Raw genomic sequence first — 21348 nt, forward strand, 5'->3', positions numbered from 1 at the left:
CGTTGGCATTCCGGTGCCGGATGGGCAATGATCTCCCACATGTGGGGGGCTGGCGAGACATTTGTTCTTGGGGCCAGTGCTGCGCAATGGCGCAGCGGCTGGCGGGTGGGCGTGGTCCTCGTCGGCTATGGCGTGGCTTTTTCCCTGCTGCACTGGTTGGCGCAGGCGTGGAGCGGGCCGAATTTCTATTCGCTGTGGTATCCGGCGGCGGGCTTGCGCTTTGCCCTGCTGTGGCTGCTGGGCGCGCGTTTTGCCGCGCCTTGCGCCGTGGTGGAGCTGGTTTCCGATCTCCTGACCGGGGGCATGAAGTGGCACGACCTTGAATTGAACCCGGTCTGGCGGATCTATTCCGCGATCGTGCCGGGGTTGGGGTACGGCCTTGCCATCGCTCTCATTCGCCGGGTTGCGAGCAAGTCGTCGACGATCGTGATGTCGGCGCCGATGCAATTGGGTTTTGCCTGTGTCGTGGCGCCTTTTGCCGGGATGGCAATGCTGGTGCCGCAGGATTTGCTGCGGCCGGACCAGATCGGCGTGACCGACGGGGCGTCGCTGATTACCGCTCTGACGACGATGGCGCTGGGCGATTTGCTGGGCGTGTTGATGGTGGCACCGCCGATCATCCTCCTGGCCGCGCCCGATACGCGCGGCGCGGCCGGCGGGGTCTTGCGCATCGGGTTGGGGCAAGTGGCCGAAATCGGCGCGATCCTGCTGGGGGCACTGGGTCTCAACACCGTGTTCTGGAACGTGGGTCTGTCGTTTCAGGCGATGCCGCTGATGCTCGCCGTTGCGTGGATCGGCCTGCGCCAGGGGCGTGCGGTGACATGGTCGGTGCTGGTGCTCGTCACGCTGTTGATGCTGCCGTTCACCGCGCTTCCCGTCGTCGGCCGGTCGCTTCTGGCCGGAGGTATGGCGGACCTTGAAAAGATCCACTGGCACCTGGGCCTCGCCTCGATCGTGATCGTGGGCTATCTCGCCGCCAGTTATTCCGACGCGGAAAGCGCCGCGCTGGAGGCGCTCGACCGGCGCAACCGGCTCTTGCTGCAAGCGGACCGTTTGAAGACGCTGCGCGCGATGTCGGTTTCGGTCATTCACGAAATCAGCCAACCTTTGACCACGCTGGCGATCGAGGCGCGTCATTTGCGGCATATGACCAACGGCACCGACGATCTTGCCGAAAGCGTGCGGCGTATCGATGGCAAGGCGCAGGGGATCGCCACGCTGGTTCGCCGCTTGCGCCGGTTCGGCGAACGGGGCGAAGTGGCCCCGGCTCTGATCGCGGTCCGCTATCTGGTCGAAGCGGCCGCCGACCTTGCCGGGGCAGAGTTCCGCGCCCATGGCGTCGAACTGGCGATTGCGCCGGTCCCGGACGATCTTGTCGTGGTGGGCCGGGATGTCGAACTGGTTCAGGCACTGGTCAACCTGTTGCGCAATGCCTTGTCCCATTCCACCGGGCCGGTTGTCGATGTCGCGGTCGAGCAGGATGGAGACGCCGCGTGCATCCGCGTGCGCAATGCCTTTCGCGAGCGTCATGTCCGGCAGGAAGGGATGGGCGTGGGCCTGATGATTGCCCGGACCATCGTCGAAGCCTGTGGAGGCCGTATCGATCATCGCGAAGAGGGCGGGCGATGGGCCGCGACCATGATCCTGCCGTTGGCAACAGGAGAACGTACGACATGACGGGTCGAACCGGGGTTGCGGGCGCTGTGAGCGAGCCCGGTCGCATTGCCGTGCTCGACGACGACCGCGATCTTGCCGATGCGCTGATGCGGCTGCTGGCATGGCGCGGCCACGAGGTGCGCAGCTTTTCCGATCCTCAGGACCTGCTCGCGGCTCTCGCCGACTTCGCGCCCGATTGCCTGTTGTGCGATATCCGCATCGGCTCGGCCGACGGCTTTGCCGTGTCCCGCTCGGCCAGGGCCCTGCAACCTGCGATGGCGGTCGTCTTCATGACGGCGTGGCCGGTCACCACCGACGCCGTCGATGCCGTGCGCAAGTTCGGCGGCGTCGATTACCTGGAAAAACCGCTCGACGAAGACCGCCTGATGGCTGCCATCGAGGAAGCCCTTTCCTGGTCCCGCGTCCGTCGCGCCGCCGTCACCCGGCTCGAACCCCTGTCCCGCCGCGAACGCGAAGTCTTTGACCTCCTCGTCCTGGGCCACCCCAACAAGACTGTTGCCGACCGCCTCGGGATCTCGATCAAGACTGTCGAAGACCACCGCGCCGCGATCATGGCAAAGACGAGCGCCAATGGTCTGGCCCAGTTGATCGACCTTGGCCGCGCCCTGACCGGTGCGGCAATCGAGGGGTGAGGACCATTTGCCCCGCCACCGCAAGCGGGTGCGTTCAGCCGCGTTGGGCCTATCGCAGTTTCGCGATCGAGAGGCCGTCGGCCTTGGCGCGATCTTTGACGGATTCCTCGCTGCGCGTCAGGGCCTTGGCGATAGCTTTCAGCGCCATGCCCTTCTTGGCCAGCGTGTGCAGTTTCTGGATTTCCGCCGCGTTCCAGGGCTGCCGATGCCGTTCGAATTTTTCTGCCATTATTTGCCTTAACCTAAACGCTTCAAACGCACGAGCGCTTCATCGAGTGCGGAGAGAAAGCGCGAGCGGTCGGCCTTGGCAAAGGGCGGCGGGCCGCCGATGGCGTCGCCGTTGGCGCGCAAGTCCGCCATGATCGCGCGGGTGGCGATGGCGCTGCCGATCGAATTGGCGGTAAAGGGCTTTCCGTTGGGCGCGATCACCACGGCATTGGCCTTGAGGCACCGGTCGGCAAGAAGGATGTCGGCGGTGATGCAGACTGTGTCGGGTGCCGCGCGTTCGGCGATCCAGTCGTCGGCGGCGTCGAAGCCATCGCTGACCACGATCCGCTCGATCAAGTCATGAGCGGGGACGCGAAGGAAGCTGTTGCTGACGATCGTCACCGGCACGAGGTGACGGAAAGCCACCTTGTATATCTCGTCCTTCACGGGGCAGGCGTCGGCATCGACAAGGATGCGGGTCATGCTGTCCGGTTCCGAAGTCTCAAGCTGGGTTCAGGCTCGTGAGCGCCTCTGCGTCCCACGCCTGCAAATCCCGGAAGCTCACCATCACCTGGCGTTGTTCGTCCCACAGGCCGAGGCGCCAGCACGACAGGCTTTCGCGCAGCGTGATCCGCTTGGTGATGCGTTCCAGTTCCGGCGCGCTGTCGACACAGTCCTGCAGGCGGTAGTTGGGAATGCGGCTGCACAAGTGATGCACATGGTGCAGGCCGATATTGCCGCTGAACCACTGGAGGATCGGGGGAAGGTCGAAATAGGAACTGCCGCGCAGCGCCGCCGTGTGGAAATTCCAGTCGCCGTCCCGTTCCCAATAGGGATCCTCGAACTGGTGCTGGACATAGAACAGCCAGTTTCCGATCCACGAGGCGATCACCATCACCGGCAGATAGGTCATGAGCACCGGCGCAACACCGAACACCGCCATGGGCACGCCGAAAACCACGACGAGGGCGAGGTTCAGGGCCATCATGCTATTGCGGGAATCGCGGTTTCGGAACGACTGTCCCCGCGGGATCCGCTGAAGCACGATGAAATTGAGCGGCGCGCCGATCATGACCATGACGAACGGATTGCGATAGAGGCGGTAGCCGAATTTCCCGAGCGGCGAGAGGGCCTCGTATTCCGCGACCGTCAGCATGTCGACATCGCCCCGTCCGCGACGGTCGAGATTGCCGCTGCTGGCATGATGGATCGCATGACCCTGTCGCCAATGGCCATAAGGCGTGAGCGTGAGCGTGGAAATCGCGCGGCCCAGCGCATCGTTGGCGGCCCGCGACTTGAAGAAGGAGCCGTGCCCGCAATCATGTTGAATGATGAAAAGGCGCACCAGCAGCCCGGCTGTCGGGATCGCGAGCAGAAGCGTCAGTCCATAGCTGAACTGCGAAATCATGCCCATCACGGCAAGCGAGGCGAAGAACAAGGTTGCGGTCGTCGTCAATTGCAGCGCGCTGCGCTTCCACTCCGGGCCACAGGATTTGAACCGCCGCGCCAGAATGCGTCCCAACGCTTCGGTCGATCCATTTGCGCAAGGTTCATTTGCATTCGCCGCAATCGATTGATCAACTACAGGCTCGCAGAGTGCTTCATTCGATCGGGACGCCACCATCACCTGCTCTTAATCCTTGCTGTGCCGCACAAACCCCGACGGTAAATGCCGGGATTACATTTCTTGTTCTGCTGGAACGGAAGGATAGGGCCGCACCCAAGGTGCGTGGCTACACTGTCATTGCCTCAGACCTTGGTCGACTAGCCGAATGGACCGCGAAAAGCCAACCGCAAAATGTGCGGTTCGTCGCATCGGGCACTGCCGAGGCGGCCTAAGTGTCTGATCGGCCATTCGCCTTTTTTCGCGACATCTCAAAAAGGCGGCAGGGGTCCTTCCCGTTGCTCCGGGGCAACGGGAAGGGGGTATCGGAAATCGTGTTTAAATATTGAGATTCAGGCGGAGATAGTAGAACCCCCCGTCCTGGCCCAGTTGCTGGCTGGCCGTGTCATAGCGCGCCGCACCGAGATAGGATGTTTCGGCTGGAATGCGCGAGGGATAGGCATCGAACAGGTTGTTCGCCCCCAGCGCCACGTGCAGCGTATCGTTCACGCGATAGCCGATTTCGAGATTGGTGACCCAGCGCGGCTGGTTCACGAATGGCAGGAAGGTCGTGTTCGAAAACGCGTTGGGGCCGCTGTAATATTCGAGCTGTGACGCGGTGTGGCCATAGCGGATTTCATGCGCGGTCACGTCCCAGCGTTTTTGCGTCCAGTGTCCGCCAAAGATGATCTTGGACGCGGGATAGGCCGAGGAGAGATAGGCGATCCCCTGCGCATTGAGCAGCGGGTTGCCGTTCTGGTCCGTGCCGACATGGGTCACCGTCGTGTGATTGAGGTTGGCGGCTGCGTCCCATGTCACCGATCCCAGCCTGCCGAGCGAGGTCTTGTAGCGGAAGGTGATGTCGAGGCCGCGGGTGCGGGTGTTGACGCCATTGGCGAAATATTGCGCGGCGACGCTGTCGGGCGTCACCCCGGACGGCAGGCTTACCCCTTGCAAGGCCAGCGCATCGAGCGCGGTCTGGCCGTTATAGACGCCGCCGTCCACGATCCGGTCGCGGATCGAGATGAGATAGGCGTCCACGGTGATCGTCAGCCGGGCGAGGGGATTGAGCACCAGTCCCGCGCTGTAGTTGGTCGATTTTTCCGGGCGGAGGGGGGACGCCCCGAGCGCCCTCGCTCCTGCAGAATCCACGGCCAGCTGTGCATTGGCATAAGTGGGCGAGGCGATGATGCTGACGAAATGTTCCTGCGCCAGCGTCGGCGCGCGGAAGCCGTTGCTCACCGTGCCGCGCAGGGCGAGCCAGCGGGTGACGTCATAGCGCGTTGAAATCTTGCCGGTCTTGGTATCGCCCACATCCGAATAGTGTTCGTACCGTCCGGCGAGGTCGACTTGCCAGCCCGGCAGGAGCTTGGCCGACAGGTCGATATAGCCGGCCGCCACATCGCGATGGGCGCGGGTCGTGTTGATCGGGGAAATGCCCTGATAGCCCTGTGTGCCGCCATAGACATACGAGGCTTCCTCGCCCGGATCGATTGAATAGGTATCGCGGCGATATTCCGCGCCCATGGCCACGTTCAACGGCGATGCCAGCCAGGGAAGCGCGAGCGAGCGGCGCAGGTCGAGATTGCTGGTCCATTGCGTGTTGCCGTAATGGCCGACCTTGACCGAGGTGGGGGTCGATCCGGTCGCTGCATAAAGGCCGGTGTTGGCCGTGTCGTAAAGGCCGAGATTGTCGCTGTCTCCGCCGAAAGTCGAGCTCAAGTCCCAGTGCCAGCCCAGCAGGTTGTCTCCGCGCAGGCCCACCGATGCGCTGAAATCATTCTCGCCGATCGTTTCGACCGGTTGATAGCCGTTGGGATAGACCGCAGGCAGGCTGGACGGCAGGCGGACATAGGCCCAGCGCCGGGCATCGCGATGGGCAAAGCTGTCGAACGAGTAGATTTCGACCCCCGGCGAGAGTTGATAGGAGGCGTTGACGCTAAAGCTTTCGCGCGTGGTTTCGGGCGAACCGATCGCGGGGTTGTTGTAAAGGCCCGTGCGCGTGTCGGCGCCGCTGCGGTCGGTGCGATTGCGATGCAGCACTTCGGCGCTCACTTGCACAAAGCCGCGACCGCCAAGGTCAAAGCCCTTGGACACGGACTCGTTGGTGGTAAAGCCGTCGCCCTTGTAAGTGCCGCCGTTCAATGCCTGTGCGCTAAAGCCGTCGTGTTGTCCTTTAAGGATGATATTGATCACCCCGGCGATCGCATCGGACCCGTATTGGGCCGCCGCACCATCCTGCAGGACCTCGATCCGTTCCACCGCAGAGGCCGGGATCATGTCGATATCGACCGGGGTCGTGCCCTGTTGCGGGCCGGGGTCGAAGTTCAATGCCGCCGTCGTATGCCGCCGCCGTCCGTTGACGAGCACCAGCGTCTGATCCGCCGTCAGGCCACGCAGGCTGATTGCGTCCGTCAGCGAACCCTGATCGAGCCCCATCACCTGTCGCGACAGCGAGGGCGTCAGTTGCACCAGCGCATCCCGCAAATCGCCTTGACCGGTCTGGCGCAACTCGGACGCGCTGATCACGGTGATCGGGCTGAGGCTCTTGGCCGCAGTCTGGTTCGCACTGCGCGTCCCGGTGACGATAATGTCGCTCGCCTGCCCTGTCTGATCCGCCGGACCGGAGGTCGCAGGCTCCTGCGCCATCACGGCCCCACCGTGTGCCATCGCCAGGAAGGAGGCGGCCAGCATCAGCCCTCTGCGGTGAGGAGGCATATAATTTCCTTTTAAGTCAGATGAATACGTGTTTTTCGGACTGCTTTCCACCCCGAACCGGAACCTCTATTAATCCGGTGGACATTTTCACCTCAATTTTCCTTTGCCTGCGCCAAGGCCGCCTAATGGGGCGTGGGCGCCGCTTCCCTTCCCGCACTTTTGGGCGATCGGTATTGGTGAGATGCTATCCCTTGCGACCCTGCCGTTCCGGGTCCAAGTGGACATGATGAACCGCGCTTATTTGTCTTTGCCAACTGAGGACCTTGCCGGTCGGACGGATGCAGAACTTTTTGGCCAGTTGGCGTCTCGCTTGTCGTATGCGTTAGAACCGGCGCAGCGGACTGCGTGGGAATATCAAATTCATCATTTGCGAGAACTGGCGTGGGAATTGCCCGGGGCTCATGCATTCATGGAGTTTCTGATCCCGCGGATGGGGCGGCGGGCGGATTTGATCCTCTTGGTTGATGGGATTGTCTTCGTCGTCGAATACAAGCTGGGCGCGCGGCACTATGATCGCTCCGGCCTTGATCAGGTTTATGGCTATGGCTTGGACCTCAAGCATTTTCACGAAACCAGTCATGGCCGGACCATTGTACCGATCCTGGTTGCCACCGAGGCAGCGGGGGTGGATGAACGGCCGATCCAGTGGGATGCCGATGGCTTGGCCCGTCCGCTCGGGGTCAATGCCGCGGGGCTCTTGCCGACCATTCGTCATATCTGTGGGGCTTATGGCGGGGCGGCCATTGATGCCGATGCTTGGGCGGCGGGACGGTATCGGCCCACGCCTACAATCGTGGAGGCAGCCCAGGCGCTTTATCGCCGTCATGCGGTCGAGGAAATTTCGCGATCAGAGGCCGGGGCGGAAAACCTGACGCATACGGCCGATTACGTTGCCGGTGCGATCGAGGCGGCCAAGCGCGACGGGCGCAAGATCATTTGTTTTATCACCGGTGTGCCAGGCTCGGGCAAGACGCTCGCCGGGCTCAATCTCGCTACAGCGCGAAAGCGGCTTCATCGTGATGAACACGCGGTTTTTCTCTCTGGCAACGGGCCGTTGGTCGATGTCTTGCGCGAGGCTTTGGCTCTGGATGCCGTGGCAAAAGCGCGCGAAATGGGTGCCAGCGTTTCAAAGGTTGAGGAAGATCGCCGGGCCGCGGCCTTCATTCAAAATATCCATCACTTTCGCGATGATGCGCTCGCCACGCGGGAGGCTCCGGTCGAAAAAGTCGCTGTGTTTGACGAAGCCCAGCGCGCCTGGGACGTCGAGCAGACGTCGAAATTCATGCAGCAGAAAAAGGGGCAGGTCGGCTTTTCGATGTCCGAGCCCGAGTTCCTGCTTTCCGTGATGGATCGCCATGAGGATTGGTGTGCGATCATCTGTCTGGTGGGCGGTGGGCAGGAGATCAACACTGGCGAGGCAGGCATTGAGGAATGGCTGCGCGCTTTGGAGCGGAGCTTTCCGCATTGGCAGGCGCATATTCCCCAAGGCTTGGCGCATTCGTGTCACTTGGCCGACGAAGTGACGGCGCCAGCGCTGCATCTGGCGACTTCGCTGCGCTCGTTTCGTGCAGAGCGTCTGTCCGATTTTATCGGTCACGTGATCGCCGGGGACGTCATCGCCGCGCGGCAAGTCAGGGACGCACTCACCGACTTTCCGCTCTATATTACACGCAACCTTGAACAGGGGCGTCGCTGGCTTCGATCCAAGCGTCGCGGGGCCGAACGGGCGGGGCTGCTCGCATCGTCCAATGCGGCTCGGCTCAAACCCCATGGCGTGTTTGTAAAAGCCAAGATTGAGCCGGCCAAGTGGTTCCTCGCACCATGCGATGATGTGCGATCATCGGACGCGTTGGAAGACGCCGGGACCGAGTTTGATGTGCAAGGACTGGAGCTGGATTGGGCCTGTGTGTGCTGGGATGCCAATTTCCGGCGTACTGATGGTGCGTGGCAGGCTTTGCAATTCAAAGGCACACGTTGGCAGGCAGTCAACGACGAGGCGCGCAAAACCTACGTCGCCAATGCCTATCGTGTTTTGCTCACACGGGCGCGCCAGGGGGTGGTCGTATTCGTGCCAGAGGGATCGGATGAAGACGGGACCCGAGTTCCTGGCGTTTACAACGACATTTATGCCTTTTTGATCGAATGCGGATTCGTGCCCTTGATCGCATGATCGAGGCACGGCGCCTGCCATCATGGCTGGGCGCTGTTGGGGCGGCGTCTCTTGACAAAACGGGGAGGGTGGCATCACCTCGCGCGGTGGCGAAAGGGAGATGCTTTGAGAGGTTCCTCCGGGTCCGGCCCGGCCCTGCAATTCAAATTCGAAGTGCCGCGACAGCGGATTGCACTGGTCGAACGGCCTCGCTTGATCGAAACCTTGCGGGTGCTGGCTTCGGCGCGCCTGGCTTTGCTGATCGCGCCGGCGGGGTTCGGCAAAAGCACGCTGCTGGCGCAATGGGTCGATGCGGTCGGGGGCGATGTGGGCGGGTTAGGGGCGACCTGCGCCTGGCTCACGCTGGATGAAGAAGATGCCGAACCGCGCCATTTCCTGACCGGCATCCTGCTTGCCATGCGGGCGGCGGGGATCGATCTTCAGGGGTTCGACGCCCATGTCGAACGCGGTTTTGCCGAAACCGGCATCGACATGATGGTGCGCCAGATTGTCCAGGCTTTTGCCGCGCACGACCGTACCGCCTATCTCATCCTCGACGATTATCACCGCTGCGCCTGTCCCGAACTCGACGGGCTGGTGCAGGATCTCGTCCGTCGTCTGCCGGGGACGGCGCATATCATCCTGAGCTCACGGCAAAGACCCAATATCGGCGTGCCGCGCTTGATCGTGGCGGGGCTGGCCAGCGAATTGAGCGCCGATCACATGCGCCTGACCGTGCGGGAATCGCGCGAATTGTTGAGCCTCGATCTGGCCGAGAGCGAGATCGACACCCTCGTCGAACAGACCGAAGGGTGGCCGGTCGCGCTGCAACTGGCGCGGCTGGTGCTGCGTGATCAGGCGAACCTGTCGACGGCGCTGGGCGAGCTGATCCGGCGCGGCGGGCACTTGTCGAGCTATCTGGCCGATCAGGTGCTGGGCACTTTGCCACCCGATCTCGTCGATTTCCTGCTCGAAACCGCGATCCTCGAACGGTTTTCGGTCGATCTTGCCGATGCAGTGCGCGGGCGCGAGGACAGCTGGGACATGATGGACCGGCTCGAACCCCTGCAATCGCTGATCATTCCGGTCGAGGGCGAGGGGACGTGGTATCGCTATCACCACCTTTTCGCCGATTACCTGCGCGCGACGCTCGCTCGGCGCCATGGCGCGCGGGTCGCGGGGCTTCATGCGCAGGCCTCGCGCGCATTCGAGGCGCGCGGGCGTTTTTCCGAAGCCGTGCGGCACGCGGCAAAGGCGGGCGATTTCGGGCGTTGCGCCATGCTGATCGAGCAGGCGGGCGGCTGGCAGATGATCCTTTACGGTCGTCGCGATGATCTGATCGTCGCGCTTCATCACATGCCCCCGGTCGAACGCGGGCCTTATCCGCGCGTGGTCGTTGCCGACGCCTATCTGCGCATCAAGAACGGCGACCTTCCCGGCGCGCGGCAGGCGCTCGACATGTTGCCGCCCGGTCTCGACAGCCCGCGCGACTGGACTGCGCCCGACATTGCCGAATGCGATGCCTTTTGCGTCACCGCGCTGCTCCATTCCTATGAGGACAATGTCCTCTCGACCGGCCACCTCGACCATTACGAGGCGGTGCGGTCCGAAGTGCCCGAGGATCAGCCGCTGGTGCGCGGAGTGATCGAATGCACGCAGGCACTGTCGGCGCTGGCGGCGGGGGACATCGTCCGCGCCGAAAGCCTTGCGGGGCAGTCGATGGTGTCGATGCGCCGCGCCGCGTCCATCCTCGGGCTCAACTATTCCTATCTCCATGCCGGGATCGCGGCGCTCTATCGGGGCGATACCGCCGCATCGTCCGATTACCTGCGGCGCGCGCGGCAAATGGCGGAGACCAATTTCGGCGAGGACAGCGGCCTGCGCTCACTGGCCGACGTGCTCTGGGGCTATCTCCATTTCTGGCAGAATGGGGTCGGGAATGCCGATGACCCGGTTTCGACCGACGCGTTCCGCCATGTGCGCGATTATGACGGCTGGTTCGAAATCCACGCGGCGGGGCTCGACACGCGGTTTCATGCCGCCCGGTTGCGCGGAGATGTCCCGGCGATGGAAGCCGCGCTCGACGACGCGCTGGCCTTGCATGAGGCGCGTCCCCACCGGCGGCTGCAACACCTGATCGCGGCCCAGCGGCTCTTGCTGGCGCAGATGGTCGGGGACGATGCCGAGGCGCATCGGCTCGCCCGATACTTGCTCGATGTGGTGCCGCCGGGGCGCTGGCGCACCGACAGCGCGGTCTGGCGCCCTTATCAGGAAGCGGGGCTGGCGCTTGTCCTTCATCTTGTCGATCACGACCCGGCCCGGGCCGAAGCGGTGGCGAGCGACCTGATCGAATGCGCGCATGCGACGGGGGCAGAGATCTTTGCCGTCCGCGCGCTGGTCCTGCGGGCGCTGGTCCGCTCCCGCACGGGGCAGGGGGCGGGGGCGGAACGCGATTTCGTCATGGCCCGCGACCTTGCCCGTCAGGCGCAGATCGGTCTGCCGTTCCTGCAGGTGGGGCCTCTGCCGCCCGAATTGCAACGGCTGGTCCCCGGCAGTGCGGAGGTTCTGCCTGCGCCGGTTGCGGCCTCACCAGCGCGCCCGCACGACGAGGACAGCGCGGCGCGGCTCAGCAGCCGCGAACAGCAAGTCGCGCTGCATGTCGGGATGGGCCGGACGAACAAGGAAATCGCCCGCTCGCTGGGCATGACCGAACACACGGTCAAATTCCATTTGCGCAACATCTTCGCCAAACTGGGCGTGGATCGTCGCGCTCATGTCCAGTCGCGGTTCGCATCGCTGGGCACGCCGCCGCGCTGATTGCGCGGAATTCTGGCGGGTTCCTGCCAATTTCTGTCCGGTTTGTGACAGGTTTTGTCGGGAACCGGGCAATCGCGGGGCGGTTGTCCGGTGCTTTGCCGTGCTGCGGCGCGGCAAGTATGGGGTGGCCCGGGTTTGGCACGGTTCGTGCTGAGTTTTCCAATACGATCAACTGAATGACCCCTGCCGCAAGCGCGGGGCCACTTTATCAAGAAGAGAGAGATGGTGCGCTGCGTCGGACGGGGGTTCGGCGCAGGGGAAGGGCGCGTTTCCAGAACAGGGATGGAAAAAAGAGGAGGCTGCATGACGGTTTTCCGCGCGTCGAACTCGATCTTGGTGCTCGCCTGTCTGGCGGGAGGAGGCATGGCCTTTGCCGCAGAACCGGCGCCCACACCTGCGCCCGAACCGGGTGAAGGGGCCGCCGCCCAAGCACCCATTTACGTCACCGCGCGCCGCCGGGTGGAGGATGAGCATCAGGTTCCCGCCGCGCTCAATGCGCTGGGCGCTGACCTTCTCACCCGGACTTATACCGTCAACGTCAATCAGTTGATGCAACTGGTCCCCTCGCTCAACTATTCCTCGCCCAATCCGCGCAATACCGCTTTTACCATTCGCGGGCTGGGCAGCAGTGTCGTCGCGATCAGCCAGGCCAACGACGGGCTGGAACCGGGCGTCGGGTTCTATGTGGATCAGGTCTATCACGCGCGCCCGGCAACGGCCGCGTTCGATTTCACCGATCTGGAACAAGTCGAAGTGCTGCGCGGTCCGCAAGGCACGCTGTTCGGCAAGAACACGACTGCGGGCGCAATCAACATCACCACCAAGGCGCCGGAATTCAAATATGGGGCGGACGGCGAATTTTCGGTCGGCAACCAGAATTACTGGCAGGCCAAGGCCGCGATTACCGGTCCCTTGGTCAGCGACGTTCTCGCCTTTCGCCTGTCGGGCCTCGCCACTCGCCGCGACGGGGTGATCTACAACGTCAAGACGCAGCAATGGGTCAACAACGTGCACAGCGACGCCGTGCGCGGGCAATTGCTGTATCAGCCGACCAAGACGTTCTCGCTGCGGATCATCGGCGACTGGAGCGATTTCAACAACAATTGCTGTACGCAGGTCTATGTCGGGGTTGCCCCCACATTGAAATCCGCAGCCCAGCAATATGCCGCCCTTGCCGCCGGGGTGGGCTATAGTCCGCCCAGCACCAATCCCTATGACCGGCTGACCGACATCGACGCGGCGTTGGGGGTCAATACCAACGAAGGCGGGGTTTCCGCGATTGCCGAATGGAAACTGGCGGCAGTGACGCTGACGTCGGTTTCGGCCTGGCGGTTCTGGAACTGGGACGCGGCCAACGACCGCGACTATACCGGCCTTGCCATACAGGAGGTGCAGCATATCCCTTCGCGACAGGACCAGTTCAGCCAGGAACTGCGCGCGGCAGGGTCGGTTGGCCACATCGTCGATTACGTCGGCGGGTTCTATTACTTCCGCCAGAAAATCGTCGGCCACCCGATCAGCATCTATGGCCCGCTCGCGACCTATTGGCTGCTTCCTGCGGGGCGTCCGTCGAACCTGCTCGACGGGTATCAGTCGAGCGGGACGACCGATTTCACCACCGACAGCCTCGGTGTTTTCGGCGAAGTGACCGGGCACCTGACCTCTCGCCTCGCGCTGACGGGGGGCATCCGCTATACCTACGAAGTCAAGGACGGTTCCTATGACGTGCAGACGTCGGGCGGCCTCACCACCGGATTGACCACCAGCCAGATCAGCGACAAGGCCTCGATCCTGCGCGCGCAAAGCTATACCGGGCGCGTCAGCGACGGCAGCGCGTCGGGCCGGGTCAATCTGGCCTGGACGCCGGTCGATCCGGTCATGATCTATGCGAGCTATGCCCGGTCCCAGAAATCGGGCGGGATCAACATGTCGGGCCTGCCGGTCTATCCTTCGGGCGTTTCCGGCCATGCGAGCGGCGATCCGATCCTGTCGACCGTGACCGTCCGGCCCGAGCACAACACCACGATCGAGGCGGGGATCAAGACCCGCTGGCTCAACGGAGCGGTCGTTGCCAATCTTACCGGCTATATCACCCGCGTCCGCGATTTTCAGGCGAACGTGGTCGACAATGCCGCCGTCGTCGCGCTGCGGTCCTATCTGGCCAACATTCCCCGCGTGCGGGTGCGCGGGATCGAATTCGACGGCACGGCCCAGATCGGCCGCTATATCTCGTTGCGGGCCAGCGGCGCCTATGCCGACGGGCGCTACATTTCCTATGCCAACGGCCCCTGTCCGATCGAACTGACCGGATCGTCGACCGCGCAATGCGACTTGTCGGGCAAGGGGTTGCCTGGCCTGCCGCACTGGACCGGCACGATCGGGGGCGAAGGCTGGCAACCGCTGGGCAAGGGCGAAGTGTTCCTGCGCGCCGATGTCAGTGCGCGGACCTCGATCTATGGCGACGCGACTGACAGCGCCTATACCAAGATCAACGGCTATACGCTGGTCAATGCCACCATCGGGTTCCGGGGAAGCCAAGGCTGGGAAGCGGCGCTGTTCGTGCGCAACGTGTTCAACGTCAACTATCTCCAGAACGTGACGGTTCAGGCGGGCAACAGCGGACTTATCGTCGGCACGCCGAGCGATCCGCGCATGTTCGGCTTTACCCTGCGCTTCCATGTCTGATCCGATGGAGGTCCGCATGACCCTTCGCCGTTTGCTCGGCTTGCTGTCGCTTGCTCTCGTTCTGTTGGGAGGCGGGCCCGCCCTCGCGGGAGGCGCTCCAGTCGTGCTGGCGGCGGGCAGTTTGCGGGAATCCCTGAGCCGGGCTGCCGATGTCTGGGCGGGCAAGGGGCATCCCCATCCGGTGCTTTCGTTCGCCTCGTCCTCGGCACTCGCGCGGCAGGTCATGAACGGCGCGCCCGCCGATCTTTTCGTCGCGGCGGACAATCCGTGGATGGACGCGGTCGCGCGGGCGGGGCGCATTCGTCCTGCAACGCGCGCAGTGATCGCGAGCAACCGGCTGGTCCTGATCGCACCGGTCGGCAGTCGCGTGCGCCTGACCATCGCGCCGGGCTTTCCGCTGGCACAAGCCCTCGGCCCCGACGGGCGGCTGGCCACCGGACAAGTCGGCGCGGTCCCGGTCGGCGACTATGCGAAAGAGGCGCTGACCACGCTCAAGGTCTGGCCGCAAGTCGCCGGGCGGCTGGCGGGCGTCGAAACCGTGCGGGTTGCGCTGGCCCTTGTCGCGCGGGGGGATGCCCCGCTCGGCATCGTCTTTGCAACCGACGCGGCGGTCGAGCCCCGAGTGCGTGTGGTGGGCGTCTTTCCAGAAGGAACGCACAGCCCGATCGTCTATCCCGCAGCGACCCTCGTCACCTCGACAAGCCCCGATGCCGAGGGGTTTCGCCGTTTCCTGTTGTCGGGCGAAGGGCAACGGATTTTCGCCGGTTTCGGGTTCGGCCCCGCGCGCAACTGATCTTCTCACCCATGAAGGAGGCGCCGATGCTGACGGTCGAGGAATGGGACATCGTCGCGCTCTCGATGAAAGTCAGCGCGGTCGCGATCCTGGGCGTGCTGCCCTTTGCCTTTGCCGTCGCCTGGGTGCTCGCGCGCGGGCGGTTCGTGGGCTGGATCGTGCTCGACGCGCTCGTTCACTTGCCGCTGGTCCTGCCGCCGGTGGTCATGGGCTGGCTCTTGCTGCTGGTCTTTGGCGGGCAGGGGGTGGTCGGGCGCTGGTTGCAGGAATGGGGCATTTCGGTGATGTTCCGCTGGACCGGGGCGGCGCTTGCCAGCGCGATCATGGCTTTTCCCCTGATGGTGCGGGCCATGCGGCTGTCGATCGCGGCGGTGGACCGCCGTTTCGAAAGTGCGGCGCGGACGCTGGGGGCCTCGCGCCTGCGGGTCTTTTTCGGGATCACGCTGCCGATGGTGATGCCCGGCATCCTTGCCGGACTGGTGCTCGGCTTCGCGCGCAGCCTGGGGGAATTCGGCGCTACCATCACGTTCGTCTCGAATATTCCGGGCGAGACCCAGACATTACCGCTGGCGATCTATGCCGCGCTGCAATTGCCGGGCGCAGAGGACACGGTCACGCGCCTTGCCGTCGTGTCGGTGGTCTTGTCGCTGGTCGCGCTGGCCCTTTCCGAAATCCTTGCCCGCCGGATGGGGAATGCCGATGGGATTTGACGTCGACGTTACCCTGGACCGGGGCGGGCGCACGATCGCCGCGCGCTTTGCCGGGGCGCAAGGCGTGACCGCGCTGCTCGGGCCTTCGGGCGCGGGCAAGACGACCGTGCTCGACATGGTGGCGGGGCTCGTCCGGCCGGGCGCGGGGCGCATTGTCGTGGGCGGACGCGTTCTCTTCGACAGCGCGGCGGGGATCGACCTGCCCCCCGAGCGGCGTGCCTGCGGCTATGTGTTTCAGGACCATCGCCTGTTTCCCCATATGGGGGTGGAGGCAAACCTGCTTTATGGCTGGCGCCTTGCCCGGCGCGAGGAGCGGCGGATCACCCCGGACGAAGCCTGCGCCTTTCTGGGCATCGGCCACTTGCTGAACCGGCGCGTGCGCGGCCTGTCGGGCGGCGAAGCCCAACGGGTCGCCATCGGCCGCGCGCTCCTGTCGGGGGCGCGGTTTTTCCTGATGGACGAACCGCTATCCTCGCTGGACCCCGCGCGCCGGGGCGAGATCATGACCCTGATCGAACGCATCCGCGATGATCTGGCCATCCCCATCCTCTATGTCAGTCACCAGCGCAGCGAAGTCGAACGGCTGGCGCAACAGGTCGTGACTCTGGGGTAGGCAAGGCCGCCTTGCATAGACACCAAACGCCGCGATCATGCCATAGCACAAGGCGGGCACGATCAATGCCGTGGCGAGGCTGCCGGTCGTGTCCGCAATCGCGCCGGTGAGCAGCGGAACCACGGCGCCACCGGAGATCGCGACATTCAGAATGCCCGAACCATCCGCAGCGTGCGGGCCAAGCTTCTCGCAGGCCAGCGAGAAGATCGTCGGGAACATGACCGAGTTCATCAGGCCGATCGCCAGCAGGCTATAGCCGCCCATCGGGCCGGTCATGTGGGTCGAAAGGGCCAGCAGGATCAGCGCGCCCAGAGCAACGCCTGCCAGAACTTTGCCCGGGTTGACGACACGCAGCACGGCCGAGCCGATAAAGCGGCCCGTCATGGCTCCGGCCCAATAAAGACCGATCATCCTGCCTGCGGCTTCCTGAGTCAGTCCGAGTACCGAGGGTTGCCGGAGATAGTTGACGATCAGGGAGCCGATGGAAACCTCGGCTCCGACATAAAGGAAGATACAAAGCGCGCCGAAACCAAAACGCGGGCGCCTCAGCAGTTTCAGGCCCGTCAGGATGCTGCTTTGCTCGTGGCTTTCGTCCCGTAATGCATTGCGGAAATGCCATACCGCCGCCGCGACCACGCCAAGGGCCACGGCAAGGGCGAGATAGCCCTGGACAATCGCCTGGCTTTCCGAGGTGCGATAGGCGTCTAGTTGCGCGCCCGACAGTGCGGCGACGTCGATCCGCCGGAGCCCGCCCAGAATGAGGATTGCCCCGAAATAGGGAAAGATCGTGGTGCCCAGCGAGTTGAAGCCTTGCGCAAACGTCAGGCGGCTATGCGCGGTCCGGGGGGCGCCCAGCAGCGAGATGAGCGGATTGGCCACGACCTGAACAATCACGACGCCGCTTGCCAGGACGAAAAGCGCGGTCAGGAACAGGGCATAAGTCGCGGTCCGGCTGGCCGGGATAAACAGCAGGCACCCCGCCATCATTGTCAGAAGTCCGACCACCGCGCCGCGCATATAGCCGATTTTCTTGACCAGCCGGGCGCCGGGAATGCCGATGAGTGCATAGGCGGTGAAAAAACAGAACTGGACAAGCATTGCCTGCGTATAATTGAGAGTGAAAAGTTCTTTCAGTTTCGGAATGATCACATCGTTGAGGCTGGTGATCCCTCCGAAGCAAAAGAATAGCCCCATCACGAACCATTGCAGATGCGGAGCATTGATCCCGGCATTGCTGTCGGTGGTCGTATCGGTGCCGGTGGTTCCTGAAGGAATGAGGGCCATCTATGCACGCTCCTGTTGCGAATTGGACGTGGGATTGGGAAGTGGGGGCGCTTTCAAAAACTCGCCCGCCTGCGAATTTCGAAAGTCAGATTCCGACGGCAAAATCCCGGTTTGGCCCCAGAACGCGGCTGAGCTTTGCAGTCAGAGCTCTTACTTCGCCAATATGGTTATTCGCTCTCTCGTTGCGGGGCTTGCATGAAGCGTCGCCTTTCACGGCCCCCGCCCGGTGCATGCCGTAAAGGATGTATTGATAGCTTGCCGGACCGAACAATTGGCAGGTGTGGACGAAATCGCCCTCGATCGGCGGACGGTTCTGCCAGATACGCAGGTTGTCGCGCAGGGAGGAGGGGATCGAGCAGGGGGCCCGATTATCCAGCCAGAACGGCTCTGTGCGATCGCTGAGGACGTAATGCAGTTTCAGGAAATCAATCACATCGTGCCAGAGTTGGTCCATCTTGCGATTGAACCGACCCGCTTCGATCGCCATGACTTTGCGGTCGAATGTCAGATGCTCGGCCAGATGATTGGCCGAGATCTCAATCATCGCGATGCTTGAGGCTTCCAGCGGTTCGATAAAGCCGGCGGACACCCCGATTGCCACGCAATTGGCGATCCAGAAGCGCTCTCGATACCCCGAATTGATGGCGATGCGGCGCGGTTCGTCCTGCATCGGTTTTCCCGAAATGGTTCGGACATAGCGGTCCAGCGTGTGCCGAGCCTCATCATGCGAGACATGGCGGCTGGAATAGACATAGCCTGTTCCGCGCCTTGTCTTGAGGCCGATGTCCCAGATCCATCCCGCACTTTGCGCTGTGGCCAGCGTGACCGACGCGATGGGGCTGTCGGCTTGCGGATAGGGGACGGGAATGGCGAGGGCAGTATCGACCAGCAGGATATCCCGGCAATCGACCATCCGCGCCTTGTAGACCCGGTCCATCAGCACGCCGTGCTGACCGCTGCAATCGATGAAGAGATCACCCGGCAGATCGCCGTGACGGGCAGTGCGCAAGGCGGTGATCGCGCCATCGCCCTCCCCGTCGTCGCCCCTGTCTGTCACGCAGTCGAGCACATCGTCCGCGACATGCTTGACGCCGAGATGGGCGATGCAGTGATCTTTGAGGAAGGCGGCCACTTTGCCCGCGTCGAAGTGATAGGCGTAATTGCCGATGCCTTCGTAGTCCGGGCTGTTGCGCAACTTGGGGGCCAATCCGGCCCGGCACAGGACAGTCTGAAAGCATACCGCCTCGTCGAAACCCGTGGTGGGCTCCGCCAGCCATGCCGAGGCCAGATCGAGTTCGCCGAAGCGGTGGGGTGGGGTGAAGGGGTGGATATAGCTGTGTCCGCCGGGAACCGGGCTCTGGTTCCAGCCGACGAATTGCGATCCCTGCTTGAACGTGGCGTCGCAGGCGGCAAGGAAATCGGCTTCGCCTATCCCCATCGCTTTCAGGCTTTGGCGGAACGTCGGCCATGTGCCTTCGCCCACGCCCAGAATGGGGACGCGCGGCGATTCCACGACCGTGATTTGCAGATCATCGCGTGCGGCAAGCCCAAGCCTTGCAGCGAGGAGCCCGGCGGCGAGCCAACCTGCCGTCCCGCCGCCCACGATGATGATGGCGCGCGCCAGGTCAGGGGCCCGCGGGCAGTCAGGCGACACGGCTTGCCCTCGCCCGGTTCTTGCGCAGGATGAGATTGGCGATCTGACCGACCGAGGCGGCCTGTTGATAGACCCAGCCCAGATAGCCGCGCCGGTGCAGATCGGTCAGCGCGGCATCGGGCAAATCCGTCAGCCGGGATTGTGCGATCGTGAACAGGCCCGGCGGATTGTGCGTGACGCCGTTGCCCAGATCGATCCGCACATCGACCGGTTCGATCAGGCCCAGCGCGTCGAGAACATCGACGTAATCGCGGCCGATACCCGCGCCTTTGACCAGGGCTTCCAGCGCATCGACAATGGCCTGCAAGCGCTCGGAGGGGCGCCCGTCGGAGAAGAACAGGACATCGCCTGTGGCAAGGCTGAGGCGCGGGCTGTCGAGATCGATCATCAGGCTGTTGCGATCGGGTGAGGAGGCGCTTTGCTGCACGGCAAAGGGCGCGCGGCGCAAGGTGAGCGGAACATAGCTCGCGTCCCAGCCATCATCGCTCAGAAACAGGTTTTCCTCTGCTTCGAAGCCGAGCATCGCGCCCAGTTCATAGCGGCCGGTTGCGGGGGACCGGCGGAAGAACAGGGGATAGGAGGTGATCAGCGCCGGGATTTCGGTGGGGACCACGCTCACCATGCCAAGGCCGTCGCCCAGCGCCACGCCATAGCTGGTGGCGAGCCTCAGGCGCTTGTGTTCTTCAAAGCTCAGGGGAACAAAATTTACCATGCCTGCTTGACCCGCTCTCCAGATATCATATGATAAATTGTGAAATTAAGAAGAATACAATATGAAAAACGTTCCTCAATTCACATCGGTGACGCCCGATATTTTCTTAAATGAAATAAAGGCCTCCGGAAAACCCGCGATCATGAAGGGCCTTGTTTCTCAGTGGCCTTCTGTCGCTCTTGATGAAGATGCCTTGCTCGATCATCTCGCCCTGACAGCGTCGAGCCTTCCGATCCCCCATTTTGTCTGCGACCCGGTTCATCATGGCCGCTTTTTCTATGATGAGGGCTATACCAGCTTCAATTACCGCCAGGAACTGACTCCGGCGGCCGAATTTTTCGCGCGGCTGCGCCGGGAAGCGGCCAATCCTGAGCCTGCTGCACTGTTCGCCGGATCGCTCGCTCTCGACGGGTATTTTCCCGGTTTTGCGCAAAGCCATCACCTCGACGGGTTTATCCCGGCCAGTCAGTTTTTGCGGTCCATGTGGATCGGCAATCGGACGATGACGGCCCCCCACTATGACAATGTCGAAAATATCGCCTGCGTCGTGGCGGGGCGGCGCAAGTTCACGTTGTTTCCCATCGAGCAACTGCCCAATCTTTACATGGGGCCGCTCGATCTGACCCCGGCAGGCCAGCCGATCAGCCTGGTCGATATACGCGCGCCCGATTACGAGCGCTTTCCCCGCTATCGCGAAGCCGAGGCCCATGGTCTGGTCGCCATGCTCGAGCCGGGTGACGCGATCTATATTCCGACATTGTGGTGGCATGGCGTGGAATCCCTCGATGGCGTCAATGTCATGGTCAACACATGGTGGCGTGATGTTCCTGCCTATCTGGGCTCACCGATGTCGGCCCTGCTTTCCGGCCTCCTGACCTTGCGCGATTTGCCCGAGGCACAGCGTGCGGCGTGGAAAGTGGTGTTCGACACTCTGGTGTTTGAAACCAATGGTCCTGCATTCGATCATCTGCCCGATGCGGCACGCGGTGTGGCGGGAAGGCTGACCCGCAACCGTGCTGCCCAACTGCGCGAACTCATCTTGCAGACATTGTCCTGAAAAAGCGGGGGGACGGTGTGAACGCCCCCCTCGCGAA

The 21348-nt window shown here is 63.2% G+C and carries 15 protein-coding genes and 1 pseudogene; 9 read left to right on the forward strand and 7 right to left on the reverse strand.

What is annotated here, in order from left to right; all coding sequences use genetic code 11:
* Positions 1–27: 27 nt before the first annotated feature.
* Both Y88_RS00115 and Y88_RS00120 read left to right on the forward strand, forming a co-directional pair.
* Positions 28–1677 carry a sensor histidine kinase gene (locus Y88_RS00115; protein ID WP_169333635.1) on the forward strand — a complete coding sequence of 550 codons (1650 nt, stop codon included), beginning with the start codon at positions 28–30 and terminating at the stop codon, positions 1675–1677.
* Positions 1674–2309, forward strand: a complete 636-nt coding sequence (locus tag Y88_RS00120) for a response regulator transcription factor (RefSeq protein ID WP_018076041.1) — start codon at positions 1674–1676, stop codon at positions 2307–2309. Before Y88_RS00115 ends, Y88_RS00120 begins: the two co-directional genes overlap by 4 nt.
* 49 nt (positions 2310–2358) lie before the next feature.
* On the opposite strand, the gene Y88_RS00125 is transcribed toward Y88_RS00120, so the two are convergent.
* From Y88_RS00125 to Y88_RS00140, 4 genes are all read right to left on the reverse strand, one after another.
* Positions 2359–2538 carry a hypothetical protein gene (locus tag Y88_RS00125; protein ID WP_008065066.1) on the reverse strand — a complete coding sequence of 60 codons (180 nt, stop codon included), beginning with the start codon at positions 2536–2538 and terminating at the stop codon, positions 2359–2361.
* Positions 2539–2546: 8 nt separating this feature from the next.
* Entirely contained in the window at positions 2547–2999 is a 453-nt protein-coding gene (locus Y88_RS00130; protein WP_008065065.1) for a YaiI/YqxD family protein, read from the reverse strand.
* 19 nt (positions 3000–3018) lie between these two features.
* Positions 3019–4038, reverse strand: a complete 1020-nt coding sequence (locus tag Y88_RS00135; RefSeq protein WP_008065063.1) for a fatty acid desaturase — start codon at positions 4036–4038, stop codon at positions 3019–3021.
* Between the two features lie 420 nt (positions 4039–4458).
* A complete protein-coding gene (locus Y88_RS00140) occupies positions 4459–6813 on the reverse strand; it encodes a TonB-dependent receptor plug domain-containing protein (protein WP_008065061.1) in 2355 nt (784 codons plus the stop codon).
* 205 nt (positions 6814–7018) lie between these two features.
* On the opposite strand from Y88_RS00140, the gene Y88_RS00145 reads away from it, so the two are divergent.
* The 6 genes and pseudogenes from Y88_RS00145 to Y88_RS19685 all read left to right on the forward strand — a co-directional run.
* Positions 7019–9007: a DUF2075 domain-containing protein gene (locus tag Y88_RS00145; RefSeq protein ID WP_232280855.1), complete on the forward strand. Its 1989-nt coding sequence runs from the start codon at positions 7019–7021 to the stop codon at positions 9005–9007.
* Between the two features lie 105 nt (positions 9008–9112).
* Complete coding sequence (locus Y88_RS00150) at positions 9113–11803, forward strand: LuxR C-terminal-related transcriptional regulator (protein WP_232280856.1); 2691 nt, start codon at positions 9113–9115, stop codon at positions 11801–11803.
* A 303-nt stretch (positions 11804–12106) separates the two neighbouring features.
* Positions 12107–14488 (forward strand): TonB-dependent receptor, encoded by a 2382-nt coding sequence (locus Y88_RS00155; protein ID WP_008065055.1) that lies wholly within the window; start codon positions 12107–12109, stop codon positions 14486–14488.
* A 16-nt stretch (positions 14489–14504) separates the two neighbouring features.
* A complete protein-coding gene (modA, locus tag Y88_RS00160) occupies positions 14505–15281 on the forward strand; it encodes a molybdate ABC transporter substrate-binding protein (protein ID WP_232280857.1) in 777 nt (258 codons plus the stop codon).
* Between the two features lie 26 nt (positions 15282–15307).
* A complete protein-coding gene (modB, locus tag Y88_RS00165; protein ID WP_026167053.1) occupies positions 15308–15991 on the forward strand; it encodes a molybdate ABC transporter permease subunit in 684 nt (227 codons plus the stop codon).
* Positions 15981–16448: pseudogene (locus Y88_RS19685) on the forward strand (ATP-binding cassette domain-containing protein); the annotation flags it as partial. The gene modB and the pseudogene Y88_RS19685, both read left to right, overlap by 11 nt.
* Positions 16449–16457: 9 nt before the next feature.
* Here Y88_RS19685 and Y88_RS00170 read toward each other — a convergent pair.
* The 3 genes from Y88_RS00170 to Y88_RS00180 form a co-directional block, all read right to left on the reverse strand.
* The gene (locus tag Y88_RS00170; RefSeq protein ID WP_008065050.1) at positions 16458–17888 is read right to left on the reverse strand and encodes a sugar MFS transporter; all 1431 of its coding nucleotides are present in this window, start codon (positions 17886–17888) and stop codon (positions 16458–16460) included.
* Between the two features lie 85 nt (positions 17889–17973).
* Complete coding sequence (locus tag Y88_RS00175) at positions 17974–19542, reverse strand: tryptophan halogenase family protein (RefSeq protein ID WP_018076045.1); 1569 nt, start codon at positions 19540–19542, stop codon at positions 17974–17976.
* A complete protein-coding gene (locus Y88_RS00180) occupies positions 19532–20254 on the reverse strand; it encodes a SapC family protein (RefSeq protein WP_008065048.1) in 723 nt (240 codons plus the stop codon). Before Y88_RS00180 ends, Y88_RS00175 begins: the two co-directional genes overlap by 11 nt.
* 61 nt (positions 20255–20315) lie before the next feature.
* On the opposite strand from Y88_RS00180, the gene Y88_RS00185 reads away from it, so the two are divergent.
* On the forward strand, positions 20316–21311 hold the full coding sequence (locus Y88_RS00185) for a cupin-like domain-containing protein (RefSeq protein WP_008065047.1): 996 nt from the start codon (positions 20316–20318) through the stop codon (positions 21309–21311).
* Positions 21312–21348: the final 37 nt, after the last annotated feature.

Origin of the sequence: Novosphingobium nitrogenifigens DSM 19370 (assembly GCF_000192575.1) — a bacterium.
Lineage (GTDB): Bacteria > Pseudomonadota > Alphaproteobacteria > Sphingomonadales > Sphingomonadaceae > Novosphingobium > Novosphingobium nitrogenifigens.

Bases quoted from the DNA above. Each gene is read 5' to 3' on its own strand.
- Y88_RS00140 (WP_008065061.1), bottom strand. From the start codon at position 6,813: ATGCTGGCCGCCTCCTTCCTGGCGATGGCACACGGTGGGGCCGTGATG.
- Y88_RS00130 (WP_008065065.1), bottom strand. From the start codon at position 2,999: ATGACCCGCATCCTTGTCGATGCCGACGCCTGCCCCGTGAAGGACGAG.
- Y88_RS00115 (WP_169333635.1), top strand. From the start codon at position 28: ATGATCTCCCACATGTGGGGGGCTGGCGAGACATTTGTTCTTGGGGCC.
- modB (WP_026167053.1), top strand. From the start codon at position 15,308: ATGCTGACGGTCGAGGAATGGGACATCGTCGCGCTCTCGATGAAAGTC.
- Y88_RS00185 (WP_008065047.1), top strand. From the start codon at position 20,316: ATGAAAAACGTTCCTCAATTCACATCGGTGACGCCCGATATTTTCTTA.
- Y88_RS00145 (WP_232280855.1), top strand. From the start codon at position 7,019: ATGCTATCCCTTGCGACCCTGCCGTTCCGGGTCCAAGTGGACATGATG.
- Y88_RS00125 (WP_008065066.1), bottom strand. From the start codon at position 2,538: ATGGCAGAAAAATTCGAACGGCATCGGCAGCCCTGGAACGCGGCGGAA.
- modA (WP_232280857.1), top strand. From the start codon at position 14,505: ATGACCCTTCGCCGTTTGCTCGGCTTGCTGTCGCTTGCTCTCGTTCTG.
- Y88_RS00170 (WP_008065050.1), bottom strand. From the start codon at position 17,888: ATGGCCCTCATTCCTTCAGGAACCACCGGCACCGATACGACCACCGAC.
- Y88_RS00155 (WP_008065055.1), top strand. From the start codon at position 12,107: ATGACGGTTTTCCGCGCGTCGAACTCGATCTTGGTGCTCGCCTGTCTG.
- Y88_RS00180 (WP_008065048.1), bottom strand. From the start codon at position 20,254: ATGGTAAATTTTGTTCCCCTGAGCTTTGAAGAACACAAGCGCCTGAGG.
- Y88_RS00120 (WP_018076041.1), top strand. From the start codon at position 1,674: ATGACGGGTCGAACCGGGGTTGCGGGCGCTGTGAGCGAGCCCGGTCGC.